The sequence below is a fragment of the Lysinibacillus sp. FSL K6-4013 genome, assembly GCF_038630435.1.
Classification (GTDB): Bacteria; Bacillota; Bacilli; order Bacillales_A; family Planococcaceae; genus Lysinibacillus; species Lysinibacillus boronitolerans.
Genome location: NZ_CP152031.1, coordinates 4,609,328 through 4,625,106 on the forward strand (window position 1 = coordinate 4,609,328; position 15,779 = coordinate 4,625,106).

At 36.5% G+C, this 15,779-nt stretch carries 14 protein-coding genes; 3 read left to right on the plus strand and 11 right to left on the minus strand.

All coding sequences use genetic code 11. The features are described 5' to 3' along the window. Positions 1-9: 9 nt before the first annotated feature. The 5 genes from MHB39_RS22950 to MHB39_RS22970 all read right to left on the minus strand — a co-directional run bounded on the left by MHB39_RS22950 (position 10) and on the right by MHB39_RS22970 (position 5,521). Complete coding sequence (locus MHB39_RS22950) at positions 10-1,779, minus strand: CotH kinase family protein (RefSeq protein WP_342545464.1); 1,770 nt, start codon at positions 1,777-1,779, stop codon at positions 10-12. Positions 1,780-1,821: 42 nt separating this feature from the next. Further along, positions 1,822-2,505 carry a DUF4956 domain-containing protein gene (locus tag MHB39_RS22955; protein ID WP_004233537.1) on the minus strand — a complete coding sequence of 228 codons (684 nt, stop codon included), beginning with the start codon at positions 2,503-2,505 and terminating at the stop codon, positions 1,822-1,824. A gap of 19 nt (positions 2,506-2,524) precedes the next feature. Next, a complete protein-coding gene (locus MHB39_RS22960) occupies positions 2,525-3,226 on the minus strand; it encodes a polyphosphate polymerase domain-containing protein (RefSeq protein WP_312124200.1) in 702 nt (233 codons plus the stop codon). 209 nt (positions 3,227-3,435) lie between these two features. Further along, positions 3,436-4,851 (minus strand): HAMP domain-containing sensor histidine kinase, encoded by a 1,416-nt coding sequence (locus MHB39_RS22965; protein ID WP_259950961.1) that lies wholly within the window; start codon positions 4,849-4,851, stop codon positions 3,436-3,438. Next, a complete protein-coding gene (locus tag MHB39_RS22970; RefSeq protein WP_048395501.1) occupies positions 4,835-5,521 on the minus strand; it encodes a response regulator transcription factor in 687 nt (228 codons plus the stop codon). The genes MHB39_RS22965 and MHB39_RS22970 overlap by 17 nt, the downstream gene beginning before the upstream one ends. A gap of 219 nt (positions 5,522-5,740) precedes the next feature. Between MHB39_RS22970 and MHB39_RS22975 the strand changes: the two genes are divergently transcribed. Then, positions 5,741-6,073 carry a heme oxygenase gene (locus MHB39_RS22975; RefSeq protein ID WP_048395499.1) on the plus strand — a complete coding sequence of 111 codons (333 nt, stop codon included), beginning with the start codon at positions 5,741-5,743 and terminating at the stop codon, positions 6,071-6,073. 112 nt (positions 6,074-6,185) lie between these two features. Here MHB39_RS22975 and MHB39_RS22980 read toward each other — a convergent pair whose 3' ends face one another. Then, positions 6,186-7,205: a YeiH family protein gene (locus MHB39_RS22980; RefSeq protein WP_066038321.1), complete on the minus strand. Its 1,020-nt coding sequence runs from the start codon at positions 7,203-7,205 to the stop codon at positions 6,186-6,188. 113 nt (positions 7,206-7,318) lie between these two features. Between MHB39_RS22980 and MHB39_RS22985 the strand changes: the two genes are divergently transcribed. Further along, entirely contained in the window at positions 7,319-8,200 is an 882-nt protein-coding gene (locus MHB39_RS22985; RefSeq protein WP_054548523.1) for a LysR family transcriptional regulator, read from the plus strand. 50 nt (positions 8,201-8,250) lie between these two features. Here MHB39_RS22985 and MHB39_RS22990 read toward each other — a convergent pair. Next, a protein-coding gene (locus tag MHB39_RS22990; RefSeq protein WP_339280167.1) for an IS3 family transposase occupies positions 8,251-9,581 on the minus strand; the annotation gives its coding sequence in 2 pieces (ribosomal slippage) (positions 8,251-9,200 and positions 9,200-9,581; 1,332 coding nt in all). Between the two features lie 102 nt (positions 9,582-9,683). Further along, on the minus strand, positions 9,684-10,601 hold the full coding sequence (locus MHB39_RS22995; RefSeq protein WP_342545468.1) for a LysR family transcriptional regulator: 918 nt from the start codon (positions 10,599-10,601) through the stop codon (positions 9,684-9,686). 122 nt (positions 10,602-10,723) lie between these two features. Between MHB39_RS22995 and MHB39_RS23000 the strand changes: the two genes are divergently transcribed. Then, positions 10,724-11,914: a coenzyme F420-0:L-glutamate ligase gene (locus tag MHB39_RS23000; protein ID WP_342545469.1), complete on the plus strand. Its 1,191-nt coding sequence runs from the start codon at positions 10,724-10,726 to the stop codon at positions 11,912-11,914. 299 nt (positions 11,915-12,213) lie between these two features. On the opposite strand, the gene MHB39_RS23005 is transcribed toward MHB39_RS23000, so the two are convergent. From MHB39_RS23005 to lpdA, 3 genes are read right to left on the minus strand one after another with little or no spacing between them, the layout of a single operon-like run. Then, on the minus strand, positions 12,214-13,635 hold the full coding sequence (locus tag MHB39_RS23005; RefSeq protein ID WP_342545470.1) for an aldehyde dehydrogenase family protein: 1,422 nt from the start codon (positions 13,633-13,635) through the stop codon (positions 12,214-12,216). 6 nt (positions 13,636-13,641) lie between these two features. After that, a complete protein-coding gene (locus MHB39_RS23010; RefSeq protein WP_342545471.1) occupies positions 13,642-14,379 on the minus strand; it encodes an SDR family oxidoreductase in 738 nt (245 codons plus the stop codon). Positions 14,380-14,402: 23 nt separating this feature from the next. After that, positions 14,403-15,779 (minus strand): dihydrolipoyl dehydrogenase, encoded by a 1,377-nt coding sequence (lpdA, locus tag MHB39_RS23015; protein ID WP_342545472.1) that lies wholly within the window; start codon positions 15,777-15,779, stop codon positions 14,403-14,405.

Below are 15,779 nucleotides of genomic sequence, written 5' to 3' on the forward strand. Positions count from 1 at the left end.
GGTTATTTTCTAACGACCTCTACGTTTAAATTTGACAACAAAGAGAAGAGCGATAAGGAGTAGCACTAGACATGTAATGGCCGTAAACACTGTATTTTTATCAATAACAGGCTCCTGATTCGCAGCTTTACTATTTACACCAGGCATTCCCATTGGAGCTCCATTTCCATTAGGAGGTTGCATTTGTTCTCCATTTTGTCCTGCTCTCGGACCCTCGCCATCTAAAGGCGGGCTCTTTGCTGGGTCAAAGTCCTCTGGCAGCTGACTTGGATCAAAATTGTCTGGCATCGAATTCATTTCACCATCTTTATTTGGCATTTGCATACCCGTATTGCCCTGAGAAAACGTAGATGCTTCCACTACAAGCTCTCCAGACAGTTGCTTTAATATAGATTCTGAGCGCTGTTTAGCAAATGCAGGCAAGCTATTTTCGCCTTCAACTGCTTCTAAAAACTGCTCCGTAGTGGAGAATTTGGTTGGATCTGCCTCAACATAAGTTGTTAATAGCACAGCTAACTTTTTAGTAATAGATTGCACATAATCTTCTGTTAAATAAGTTGTTGCTAGCTCTTCTAAATAACCTTCATATTTGGCACGATATTCCTCATTCGAAAGCAATACATTCAGGAGTGGCCGCTCCTCTAAAGTTGTGCCAGAAACAGGCGTAATCACACTAAAATTAATAGCACTATCATCTAATAGGTTGCCCGACATGCCCATGTTGAAGCCGGCACCTTCTTTTTTCATACCCCCATCAACAGCTTGATCGGATTGTCCATTTTTTTGTGCCAATGGTTTTTCCATATTAGTAGAAGCGTCAGCTAGATTTTCGCCGTTTCCTCCTGCTATTCTACCGCCTCCAGCCCCAAAGCCACCAAAGGACATGTTGTAATCCCAAGGAATAATAGAAAACACACCGTTCTGTTCATATAAATAATAGTTATGTTTCATATTCCCTTGATAACTATCTAAATTCACAAGTGCTGTGTTGACGGCAAAATAACGTAACATTTCATCCACATCGATATACTTTTCTATGTCTCCCCCATTATTAATTGCGTCTAGCATTTCAACTAATTTGGATTGATTAATATTACCTTCATTTGTTTTTAATCCGATACCTGTATAGTCTTCGATATCGTCGCTTATATATTTTAAATCGCTGCCTGTCCCATCTGGCTTAAATAAAAAACCATCATTAGAGCCGTAATTATTAGCCAGGAATGTCTCATCCACAGCTTCTACCCCTAAGAACAAACCCCGCTCCTCACCATTCACTGTGACATACATATAGGAGTGTGCTGGTGTTGGTAAACCCATTTGCTCCATCAGTTCATAGGAGATATACTCTCTCATTAATGTAGAGTCACTATAATTATTGTTTAAATTTAATTTTTTTAAGCCATACAAGCTTTTTGTATCATCATAATAATCAAAATCGATTTTTAAGCTATAGCGATCTGAGTCACTATTGACAACCGATCGTAATGATAGATTGCCCTTTGTACGAATAGCAACATTCTCAACTTTCTTGCCGTTTACTGTAATATCTGCTTGTTTTAATTCTTCAGCAGAAGCATTTTCGAGCATGTCAGTCCAATCTTCCTCAGCAATTTCAATATCAACTGTTGTTACTTTATTGCTATTAAATACTATATTCTCATAGGAGAACTCAGAATTTTTCGTTTCAATGCCTACATTTGGAAGTACAGCATATATCACGACAAAGAGAAGGAGTAAAATCACCATGCATAGATAGACAATTCGTGTTTTAATCATAGCCGTCACCTCTCATCGTAGTTCTATTTGTTAATGAGGTCATTACGCTGTGAAATTCCCATCATAGCTCAGCATAATGGCTGATTTTACACCAGCTACCTTTGTTAGTTCATCCATCAATTTTGCATCATTTTGTTTTACACGAATTTCATAAGTTGTTTCGATTTCATTCTGTTGCATAATGGATTTCGATTTGAGAGCGAATTTTTTTGTTTGCGCAGCAATAATTCGCTCAATTTCAGCATTAGCCAATTCCTCTTCAAACTTTACAATTAGTAAATACGGATTTTCTACCGTTATTTTATTAACGAATATTAGCAATACAAGTCCGATTAATATAGCACCAATAATCACTAATGGAATAAAGCCAGCACCACATAAAATACCTGAAACAATTGCCCAGAAAATATAGACTAAATCCATGGGATCCTTAATAGGTGTACGGAAACGTACAATAGATAAAGCACCAACCATACCAAGTGACAGCAGAACATTTGAACTGATTCCCATAATCACTAGTGCTGTTGCCATTGTCATTATAAGTAGTGAGATATTGAAGGAATGTGAGTAAATGACTCCATTAAAGGTCTTCTTATAAACAGCATAAATGAAAAGCCCAATAAAAAACGCTACTACTAAACCAATAATTGAATCGATTAATGAAAATGAGGTTGTTTTTTCTAAAAAGTTGGATTTAAAAATATCACTAAATTTAATTGTATCCATTGTTCATTCTCCTTTATTATTAGCCGTACATACGACTAAGTTGATATTTTGAATAGGCCTCAGCACGAGTATCCACTGACTGTAGTAAATATTTGATGATGTCTGGTAGATATTCATCGTACTTTACCTCTAAAATTACAAGATTCGGCTCCAGCACATCGACCATAGGCAAGTTTTTATTAAACATATCCGTGTTGCGTAGACTCGATTGCACCTTACTATCAAATGTCACACGCACATTGCCAAACGGATAGATATAGGCTTCTCTCTCGTAATCAACTACCGTAGTAGGTCGCAACTGGTTGTAATTCATCTCATGATATAAATCTCGAATTAGCGCTCGGTCATCATTCTCCATCCAGGCTATCTCGCCAATACGTAGTTTTTCATACTCAGCTTGAGATATTGAACATTTTGTTTTAAAGGTCACATTGTTACGCTTACTCTTCCGCTCAAGATTAATAACATTATTAGACTTGCCGTATATGCGTACTCGATATTTATCTCGATTAATAAAGCCTTCTTTTTTCTCATTTAACACTTTATTGGCAAAATTATCGAAGTACGTACTACGAATTAAATATTTACCGTCTAAGCCAGCATGATGATCACGCTGCATAACATGCTGAAGCTTGGCTTTTAATAATGCATAATCTGGATAAGAGATCGCTTGCTTTATTTCTTGGCGACCATTTGGATTAAATGAAGTAACTATTGGCATTTCATCACTCTCCCTACTTGTATTAGTGTCAGACTGACTAACCTTTAATGCTGCTCGTCCCTTTGTTCATTTCCCGTCTACATCGTTTACTATAAAGGGCTTTTGTGTCAGGCAGATGTCAGCTTTACAAATTCTTCAACTCTCTTTTACAAAACAAAGCAGATTTCTGGGAGACGGATTAAACCAACACTAAGAAGGCTACTACGCTCTTATAGCGTAGTAGCCTTTTGCAATACTAATTCAAAATGTGTTCCAGAGGGATTGCTTTCAATTAATCGCAAATCGCCCCCAACAGATTGGGCCATCATTTTACTAAGTGGTAATCCTAAACCCAAGCCGCGAACAGTATATTTTTTATTTTCCCCTCTATAAAAGCGCTCAAAAATAAATGACTGATCCTCTAGAGGGATTCCATGTCCTGTGTCCTTCACCATCACTGACAGAGCCTCGCCATGATCTATCAACCTCAAGGTTATTGTTCCTTTGTCCATCGCCTGTTTAGCATTGGTTAATAGGTTTGTAATGATCTGTTGGATACGAACAATATCTATCTGTACAAGCACAGGTTTTTCCAACAAATGTAAATGAACTTTTACATGTTCATCTTCCTGCATGACCTCCCACTGTGCCACCGCCTCTCGCAGTAGCTGATTAACATCTACTGACTCTATCTGCACAGGAATAGCATCGACAGCAAAATGGTTAAAGGCAAGTAAGTCACCAACCATTGTTTTCATTTTTGTCGTTTCGACCATAGCCATTTCAATGAATTCCATAGCATCCTGTCCCGTTACAACACCATCTCTTACAGCCTGTAATAAACCACTTATAGAGGTGACAGGTGTTTTCAATTCATGGGTGACACCTGCTAGTAATTCTGTTCGAGTTTTCTCCAGCTGTTCTAATTTATTTGCCATATTTTTAAAGGAGGAAACAAGCTCATAAATTTCCTTTTCCTTACTATATTGAGGCAAATCAATTGCATAATTGCCTTCCTGTACATGCTTGGCAGCCTCAGCTACTTGTTTAATGGGATGGGCCAAACGCTTTGACAGAAAGTAAATAGCGATCCAGCCTAATAATGCTAATGCTCCAATTAATATGGCAAGCTGTCCATATGCTTGGTTAACTCTTGTTAAATTCTCCTTCTTCTCCATCACCAGGGCCCAGCCCAATAACTCATGATTATTTTCTATCTTTCTTTTCACTACATATTCAGGTTCAAGTCCATCCTTTATTTCCTTAGTACCTTCTTTTCCATCTAACAAGCCAGCTACATTTTTAGCACTACCAGGTGGTACAGGACGGTTGCTAGTCAGTATATTTCCCTCTGTATCTACAACATACAAAATCGGATCGATCTCTTTCATATTAAAACGCTGACGATCCCCTATGAAACCTGGAATACCATTTATAGGTCCATTATTAGGATTTGTTGTATCCGTTAAACGATAGACCGTTTCGTCTGCTAAAAACTCCATTAATTCTAATCGATTTTCAAATGTTGTATGTCGAATCCACGCTGCTGAGATTAAAGATATAATAGCTAAGCCTATAAAAAGTGTCAGTAAATATCGGCTCGTCCAATATTGAAGTAAGGATATTCGCTTATTTTTTTTGAACACTTAGCTGATACCCCAATCCACGTAGTGTCTTTATTTCTCCTTCCGCTTCATCCCATTCTTTTAAAGCCTTCCTAAGCCTCTTTATAGCTAAATCTACAGCACGATCACTACCCTCATACTCCCATCCCCAAACTTGATCTATAAGCTGATCCCGGGTAAATGTTTGATTAGGGTGGTCAGCTAAAAACATGAGCACTGATAAATCTCTTGGCGTTAATACAATCTCTTCTCCACCCAAAAGCACTTTATGCGCTTTACAATCAATCACTAGAGACCCATACTGCTTACTAGTAGCTGAATCAGAACTACCTACAGCACGTCTTAAAACAGCCCTCACTCTTGCAACAACTTCATCTGCGATAAAAGGCTTGGCAATATAATCATCTGCCCCATGATCAAACCCCTCTAGACGGTAATTAACCTCACCTAATGCTGTTAACATGATAACTGGGCAAGTACTTCGTTCTCTTATTTCTTTTAAAATGGACCAACCATTTTTTTCTGGTAACATAATATCTAGCAACACTAGATCTGGCTTTGTTTCACGAAACATGACCAAGGCTTGACCACCATTAAAACATTGTGTCACACTATAACCCACTTTTTGTAAATACACCTTTAAAACCTGGCTTATTGGATATTCGTCCTCTATTACTAGAATGTTTGCCAAAGTCAATCACCTCGCTACTAGTTCACTCTTATATTCATTATAGCACTGGATTATGTCAGTTAAATGTCAGCCTATCCATTACCCATAAACTACTAGCACAGATTATATAGAGGACATCTATTGACAATGTCTTCCTCAGCCACTTATCATTGAGTGCGAATGATAATCAATGATAATTCATTCAAAAACCTAGTAAATGAAATTAAGGGGGGTAAAAGCATGATTATTGTAACTAATCGTATTCAAGTAAAACCCGGTTTTGCTGCGAGAATGGCACCAAATTTTACAAAGCCAGGTCCTCTGCAACAGTTTGAAGGCTTTCATAAAGTAGAGGTATTAATTTCAACTGATGATCCTACTTATGATGAAATGAGTGTTAATATGTATTGGGAATCTAAGGAGCATTTCCAAGCATGGCGTAATAGCGATGCATTTGCTGCAGCCCATCAACGCCCAAATTCGGGCTCTGAGGGAGAAAAGGCTGACAGTCCAATTATCGGCAGCAAAATAGTGGTGGCGGAATTAGCTTCTTCTATTGAAGCCTTAAATTAATAAACGACGATTAAATTACTTATACATTATCTTCTGATTCTATCTAAAAAGCCCTGCATGGTTGAACGATCATGCAGGGTCTTTTTTCTTGGTATAAGAAACATTGATTAAATCAATATAAAAGAATGACTAGTATATAGCCCAGCACGGATAGACAGACCGAGCCAATTAAACCTGCAATAAATGCCTTTACACCTAGCTCCTTAAATGTTTTCATTTCAACATTTAGCCCTAGACCAGCCATTGCCATCGCAATTAAGATATAAGCAGTATCTACTAATGCTTGCGATACATTCGCCGGTATAATCCCTAAAGAGTTGATAGCACTCATCGCTAAAAATCCTAAAATAAACCACGGTATGATGGATAAAGAAAAGGCTTTTTTCTCTTCACTTTTGTCCATTCTTCGATAGAAAATACCAATAACAATTGCTACAGGTACGAGTAGGGCCACTCGTGTTAATTTCACGATGACGGCTATATCAATTGCTTCATTTCCACCAGCAGATGCAGCTGCAATTACATGCGCAATTTCATGTAATGTCCCCCCTGCGAAAATCCCATACGCAGTAGGTGTTAAATCGATGATGGAATAAAGTACCGTATAAATAAGTGTGAAAATAGTCCCCAATAACGCAACAATCGCTGCCCCTACCGCCGTTTCCTTTTCATTTGCTTTAATTTGAGGTGCAATTGCCACTACTGCAGCAGCTCCGCAAATGGCAGTCCCGCAAGCCGTTAATATCCCTAGCTTTTGATCGACTTTAAATATTTTTGTTAGGCCGTACACAACAATTAAGGCAAATAGCAGATTAATGACTGCAATTAAAAAAACGTTAGCACCCGCATGATAAATATCTGCCAAATTTAAGCGCATACCCAATAAAATAATACCAAAGCGTAATAGCTTCTTGCTGGAAAATGAAATACCTACTTGCCAAGAATCTTGTACTTTAAATGTTGCTCGCCAGGTCATCCCTAATATAATGGCAATAACCAACTGTCCCAATATTGAAAGGAAAGGAAATGTGGCAATATATTTCGCTACTAAAGCAATAAGAAGCGTTAACAATATCCCCTTCAAGAAATTTGGATTAAGAGTAGATTTTAATTTAAGCTGTCTATTAACCATGATGTTCACTTCTTTCTCCCTTGTTGATTATTACTTTAATAAAGAGTGCACTATTAGTAAAATACATATATATAATTATTATTATTAATATTTCTAATAATAGGGGTGAAAATATGCAATTGGATGCTTTAAAAACATTTATCACACTGGTTGAGGTCAATAATTTTACAAAGACCTCTGAAATACTTCATATTTCACAACCAAGTGTTAGCTTACACATTAAGAATCTAGAGCAAGAATTACAAACAACCTTATTTATTCGTTCCCCAAAATCGGTGCAAATTACACCAACTGGTGAAATTCTTTATAAACGAGCAAAGCAAATCATGGCGATAGCTGAAGCTGCAAAAGAAGATATCGCTGCCTATCATCAAGAGGTACAAGGTACGCTAGTCATTGGGGCAAGCTTTACAATTGGCGAATATATATTACCTCCAATTATTGCAAGCTTACAGCAACAATTCCCACAACTTGAACTTCAAATTATTATTGGCAATACAAAAGAAATCATTCAATATACAAAATTACTGCAAGTCGATATAGGTCTAATTGAAGGACAGGCTCATGATAATGAACTAGTCATTAAGCCATTTATGCAAGATGAGTTATTTATTGTTAGCGACAGTAAACATCCTCTTACAAAGCAACAACCTCTGACTGCTGATAAACTCCAGCAGCAAAGCTGGGTTGCGCGTGAAGAAGGCTCTGGAACACGTTATTATCTGGATCATTTATTCAGAGCAAATGGTTTACAGATTCATTCGCTTTTGACTATTAGCAGTAATCAGGGCGTGAAGGAGAGTGTAATGCAGGGACTTGGTCTTTCTTTATTGTCTGCCTGTGTGATAGAACGTGAATTAAAAAATGGAGATATGACTATTCTGCGCCTTGAAGGACAGCACTTTATGCGAACATTTTCTTATCTTTGCTCACCTACCATGAAAAATAAGCGCAATGTCGACATACTGATTGATATCTTAATAAAAAAAGCATAGCGATTCTTTTCTCTAAACTGTACCCTTTGTAAAGGACATTTTAAAAAAAGCTAGGTAACTTGTTGAAGCTGCTGTCTGTATTTTGCAGGCGGCAGCTTTTTCAAATGCCATTGCCCTCGATAATGGTTGTAATACATCATATAACTCTTAATTTCTCGTTTGACTTCTTCTAATGTTTCACATTTCTCGATAGTTGTTTCATCTTTAAAATGTCCAAAAAATGATTCTTGTGGCGCATTGTCCCAACAGTTTCCACGGCGAGACATGGATTGTCCTAACCCCATTTTCTTCACAAGTTTTTGGAATTGTGGATTGGTATAATGGAATCCTTGATCCGAATGAATAAAGGCATCTTCCGTTAAATGACGGTGTTTCTTCAATTGATGAAGCGTATTGAGGGCAATATCAATACTTAATGAAGACGACACTTCATACGCTAAAATTTCATTCGTTTCAGCGTCTTTAATCGTTGATAAATAAGCGCGTTTACTGCTTCCATACGTTAAATAGGTGATATCTGTCAGTAACACTTTTCCGGCCATACCCTGTTTAAAGTTGCGTTGTAATTCATTTGGGCACGTACGATGTTCTTTCGTTGCTTTTGCCATACGTCGAGTTGGATTCGCTTTTCGAATCGGGCAGATAATCTGATATTTTTTCATCACACGGCGAATACGTTTCAGATTGTACGTAATTCCATATTGATTTTCTAACGTCATTTTAATTTGACGTGCTCCTTTTTTTCGCCCTCTGAAATGATACGCTTTTAAAATGATTTCCTTTACCACTTCATCTGCTTGTTCTTGCTCCACACGCTTCTGAGCTGATTTTTCTAAAAAATAATTGTAATAGCCAGACCGAGATATACCCATCACATCACATAAATAGCTGACTAAACGCTTTAATTTATACTTTTTCATCGTGTGATGGATGAGTTCAAATTTTAGTGTCGTAGCGATTTTTATTTCTTCTTCAACATCTGCCTTTCGAGTAGATCGAGCTTTTTTAACAATTCATTCTCTGCTTCAAGTAACCGATTTTTCGCCTCTAAACGCTTCAATTTTTCTTCTAATGTCAATTCGCGTTCGGAAGGTCTACCTGAATTTGTTTTACGTGTATCTTGTAAACCTCCGACACCTGCTTTACGATAAGAAGCTCGCCAGCGTTTGCCTGAAGATTCGATTCGTTTTATACCGATTAATTCAACATCTAAACCCGCATTTTCAAAAATTTCTCTTGGGAATTTACCTTTTTCATTTTCCGCAATAAAATGACGTTTAAATTCGTCAGTATATGTGATCGCTTTCTCGCTAACTGCTTGCACATTTGGATTACATTTTAGTTGTTCTTGTTCCATTTTCGTAAAATATCTTTTGGTCATTTCACTCTACCCCAACATCTTTTTTCTCATTATAAACAAAAGTACCCTATAGGATAGACTTTTTTCAAAGTGTCTATCTTATAGGGTACAGTTTACTCGTCGCTAAGCTCTTTTTATGGTTCTTCTCGTATTAAAATGTTTACTTTCAATGATTTCAACAAATTTCATTGCTGCTCTAGAAAGAGGTACTGACTTCAAATAACACATACCAATACTTCTCGTAGGAATACTTTCCCTTAAAGTTAATTCATAAAGAAGTCCACGTTGAAGATAGTCCTTTGAAAATTCCTTTGTTACACATGCAATGCCAAGGTTACTACGCGCAAATTCGAGTACTAAATCATGTGAGCCTAGCTCAAACTCTGGCTCTATGTGAACGCCTCTTGCAAAAAGATAATCTTCCACATACTTCCTTGAATTCGATTTTTTCTCTAGAAAGATAAGTGGAAATTTTAAAAGGTCCTCATAGTTTAAACTTTTAGATGAAAGTGTTTTATATTTTTCCCCACAGACAAAAATATCCTGAATATCTGTACATACCGTTAACTGTAATGTTGAATCTTCAATTGGAAAATTACAAAACCCTATATCTACTTCACCCGATTTAATAAAATTACAAATTTCAGAGGTTGTGCCATTTAGCATTTGCAATTTAATATTCGGATACATTGTATGGAATGCTTCTAAATAAGGCATTAAAAAGAAGCGTGAGATCGTATCACCTACACCTATTTTTAATTGCCCTGTTGTTAAATTTTTGAATTCAAGTAACTTTTTTTCACCAGCATCTAAAAGCCCTAAAGCAGAATTAGTATATTCAAAAAGTAGGCTACCCTCTGTTGTTAATGTCACACCTTTAGGAGTTCGATTAAAAAGACGTGTGCCAAGTTCATTTTCTAATTGCATCATTGCCTGACTTACAGCTGGCTGTGTCATATATAAATCTTTTGCCGCACTAGAAAAGCTATTATTTTTTGCTACAACACTAAAAACACGATATAAATCTAATTTCCCTATCATATAAGCACCTCTTATAGCTATTATATGAACTATTAATTTTACTTATATCATTAACGAGCCTTATAGTAAAATCATATGGTTTTTATATCACTTTACGCTAGATAGAATGAGGAGAGATTAAATTGGAACGTGTAATCGGTACAGTTGTAAGAGGTCTTCGTGGTCCTATTATTAATGAAGGCGATAATATTGAACAAATTGTTGTAGATACAGTGTTAAATGCTGCACAAATTGAAGGATATGCAATCGAGGATCGTGATATTGTGACAGTAACTGAATCTGTTGTGGCACGTGCTCAAGGTAACTATGCAACAATTGATGATATCGCTGTAGATGTGGCAGCAAAATTTGGTGACGATACAGTGGGTGTGATTTTCCCAATTTTAAGTCGAAATCGCTTCGCAAACTGTTTACGTGGTATTGCTAAGGGTGTTAAAAAGGTTGTTTTAATGCTAAGCTACCCATCTGATGAGGTTGGCAATCATCTTGTAGATATTGACGAGCTAGATGTAAAAGGCATTAACCCTTGGACAGATACCTTAAATGAGGTTGAATTTCGTGAGCACTTTGGCTATAAAAAGCATACCTTTACAGGTGTAGATTATATTGAATACTATAAAGAGCTCATTGAAGCAGAGGGCGCTACATGTGAGGTTATCTTCTCGAATAACCCTAAAACTATTTTAGATTATACCAAGAGTGTGTTAACATGTGATATTCATACACGCTTCCGCACAAAACGTATTTTAACGGCGAACGGTGCTGAAAAAGTTTATAGCCTTGATAATATTTTAGCTGAATCTATTAATGGCTCTGGCTTCAACGCTGAGTACGGTTTACTTGGCTCCAATAAAGCAACGGAGGATAGTATCAAGCTATTCCCACATACATGTCAGCCAATCGTTGATGGTATCCAAGCAAAAGTTAAAGAAGCTACTGGAAAAACTATCGAAGTTATGATTTATGGTGATGGCGCATTTAAAGATCCTGTCGGAAAAATTTGGGAGCTTGCGGACCCAGTGGTCTCCCCAGCTTTTACAGCAGGATTAAATGGGACACCTAATGAGGTTAAATTAAAATACCTAGCGGATAACGATTTTGCAGACCTGCGAGGAGAAGAACTAAAAGCAGCCATTTCTGATTATATCCAGAATAAAGATGAGGATTTAACAGGTCAAATGGCTGCCCAAGGGACAACACCTCGTCGCCTAACAGACCTTATCGGCTCCCTATCTGACCTAACATCAGGCTCAGGCGATAAAGGAACACCAATGATTTATATTCAAGGCTATTTTGATAACTATACAAAATAATAAAAAAGTGGATTTGGCAAATGCATTATTGTCCAAATCCGCTTTTTATAGTGCTTTAAAATAATTAAAACCGAGGCATTTTCACGTGTGAAGTACCATTCATAAGGAAACAAGATGGCATGTAATCGCAGTTATGTACAAGTAGGATTTTAAAAAATTAGGCTACTTAGCGCCCCTAAAATTTAGAGGGCAAGCAACCTAATATGTTTCTTAAAAGAATATAAACCAATTAATTAGGAAAGTGTTTTGTTAGCATAGGGCAATAATATTTGTATGAAACTCTCAAAAACTCAATCAGACTAGTTATTATTCCACACTACTAACTTCATCTCTGTCATTTCCTGAATCGTGTATTTAATGCCTTCTCGTGCATTTCCACTTTGCTTAACTCCTCCATAAGGCATCTGATCTACCCTATAGGTTGGAATATCATTTACTATAACTCCACCTACTTTTAGTGCAGAAATAGCTTTAAAAGCCTCTTTAATATTCTCTGTGAAAATGCCTGCTTGTAAACCATATTTAGAATTATTAATTGCTTCTATTCCCTCATCAACAGAATTTATTGAGGAAATTGTCACTACTGGACCAAATATTTCTTCACACGATAATTTTGCATCCACTGGCACATTACTTAATATTGTCGGTTTTAAAATACCATTCATTACTTCCCCACCCGTTAACAATGTTGCTCCACGTGATAAGGCTTCATCAATCCACGTCAATATTCTCTCATTCTCTTTTTGATGGATCAAAGAGGAAATATCTGTATGAGCTTCTAAAGGGTCTCCTAAATTAAGTTTTTCTGTAGCTTTTTTAAATAATTCAATAAACTCTTCCATCAATTCCTGCATAACATAAATTCTTTGTAAGGATATACATACTTGTCCCTGATTTGAAAAAGCCCCCACTACACATGGCTCTATAATTTTTTGTAAGGTAACATTCTTATCAATGATTAATCCCGCATTTGAACCTAATTCTAAAGCAACTTTTTTCAACCCTGCTTTATTACGTATACCTATTCCAACTTCAGGGCTTCCTGTAAAAGTGACCATGTCAATTTCATCGTGTTGAACTAGGTAATCTCCAATTAATCCGCCTTTTCCGGTTATTACATTAAATGCACCTTTAGGTAAATCCGTTTGATCTAATAACTCTGCAATAAAATAAGCAGAAAGAGGCGTTTGAGATGCTGGCTTTAAAACTATAGTATTTCCACTAGCAATGGCTGGACCGATTTTATGTGCTACTAAATTAAATGGAAAGTTAAATGGTGTAATCGCTGCAATAGCACCTAAAGGTTCTCTCTGCGTGTAAGCCACTCTCCCTTTACCGTTTTTAGCGGCATCCATTTGAATGGTTTCTCCCGAAATTCTTTTAGCCTCTTCTGCAGAAAATCTATAAGTTTCAACCGTTCTATCAATTTCTGCTAATGAATATTTTAAAGGTTTTGCAGACTCGAGAGAGATTATTTGAGCTGCTTCCAATCTTCTTTGTTCTAGTATATTCGCTAAGTCTGTTAAAATTTTCGATTTTTCGAGACTTGTTAAGTTTGCCATTTCTTTTTTTGCTTGACTAGCGCTTTGAATAGCTTCCTCTACTGTATCAATATCCGCAACAGGAATTTGTGCTATTGCTTCATTTGTAAAAGGCGAGTACAAGATTGTGTAAGTAGTCGATTCCTTCCATTGCCCATTAATATAGAGTTTTTTCAACATATTATTCTACCTCCCTAATACTCCACCATCGACAGGGATTATTGTGCCTGTTACATAATCCGATAATTCAGATGATAGGAATAACACTACTTTCGCAACATCTTCCGCAGTCCCCCATCTTTGGGCAGGAATTCTTGCCACTACTTGAGGTGCTCGAACAGGATCATTCATTAAATCATTATTCATTTGTGTTTGCATATAGCCTGGTGCCACCGCATTTACTTGTATACCATATTGAGCCCATTCATTTGAAAGCGATTTTGTTAATTGAGTAATAGCACCTTTACTTGTGGAATAGGCAGCCGCATTAAAACCACCAAAATTAGATAAAATAGAACCAAAGTTAATTATTTTCCCGCCACCATTATCTTTCATAAGATTAGCAGCTAATTGAGACAGAGCAAAAACAGAAACAACATTAAGTTGCAAAGTATTGTGCCAATTTTCATTTGTTAATTCGAATGCTGGACCACGTTTAATAATGCCCGCTGAGTTAATTAAGACATCAATTTTGTCATCTAATAATTCAATCGCTTGATTAAATCCAGTAATTAACTCTTGTTCTGCCAATAAATTAGCTTTTACATATAGTAGATCCTTTGCCGTATCTGAATAAGCTAGTTCGTCTACAATATCAATGATGACAATTTTCGCACCATATTTTAATAGTAATTCAGCAGTGGCTCTTCCAATTCCTTGCGCACCACCAGTAATAATAATTCTTTTATTAGATACATCAACCATAATTTACTGCTCCCTTCTCTATTTTATCCGTGTAATGTTTTACCAATAGCCTGATTAGCAACCTCAAAAAATGTTTCTGATAAAGTTGGATGCGGCTGTATCATCGTTGCTAACTCATCAATTGTCCCCTCTAAATGCATATAGCTTGTCATTTGACCAAGCATTTCTGTTACATTTTGTCCGACAAGCACGGCTCCTAAAATTTCTCCATACTGTGTATCAACAAATAATTTTGTAAAACCAATTCTATCTCCGTTCGTTAAAGCTTTACCATTTACGCTATGTGAACTATATTGGACTGAATATTTAATATTCATATTCTGTAACATACTTTCCGAATGTCCTATACTCGCAATTTGTGGCATCGTGTATACACAACGTGGAACAAGATCGTATGATATTTTATTCTTTAATTCCAAGAGATTTGAAACGGCTGTTAACCCCTCAAAACTTGCAACATGGGCTAGTTGATAGTTTCCAATGACATCTCCAATAGCAAATATATTTTTGATCGACGTTTGTAAATAATCATCAACTTTTATAAACCCTTTATCCATAGCTAAATCCAAAAATTCTACAGCAGATAAATTAGCTTTTCTACCTGTACATATCAAAACCTTTTCACTCTTCAAAACTTTATTTTCGCCATTTTTTTTATCGAGATTTACTGCAATTTCCGTACCACTGTTAGAAACTTGCACAACACTATGCTCTAATAAAACATTTACATCTTTAGTTTGAAGGGTTTTCAAAAGCACGTGTGATGCCTCAGGATCTTCAGAGGGAATTAATCTATCGCTAAACTCTACAATATTTACATTTACTCCCAAACCAGAAAATATAGTAGCAATTTCAACGCCAATGACACCGCCACCAATAATCGTCAGTGTTTTAGGTAACTTCTCCATATCAAAAATGGTATCACTCGTTTCATAGCTGATTGTCTCTAATCCTTTAATAGGAGGAATAGCAGGACTGCTACCAGTTGCAATAATAATTTTTTCAGCGACAATCTCACTTTCTTCATTATTAATAGCAATTTTTTTAGTGTCTTTTATTTTTCCTATCCCTTTTACTACATCAATCTTTCCTTTATCTAAAAGATAACGAATCCCATTTCTTAATTCTGTGAGAATAGAATCTTTTTGCTGCTTCATTTTATCTAAAGAAATTGAATAACCAAACAGCTCAACCCCGAATGAGTCGGACTTTTTTATAGTTTCTATCACCTCAGCATATTTTAAAAATGTTTTTGAAGGGATACAGCCTCTGTTTAAACATGTTCCCCCTAAAAAATCTTGCTCAATTAATACCGTTTTCATTCCATCACTCGCAGCACGAATTGCTGCAATATAGCCACCTGGACCTCCGCCAATAATTGCAACGTCATAAGTTTTCAT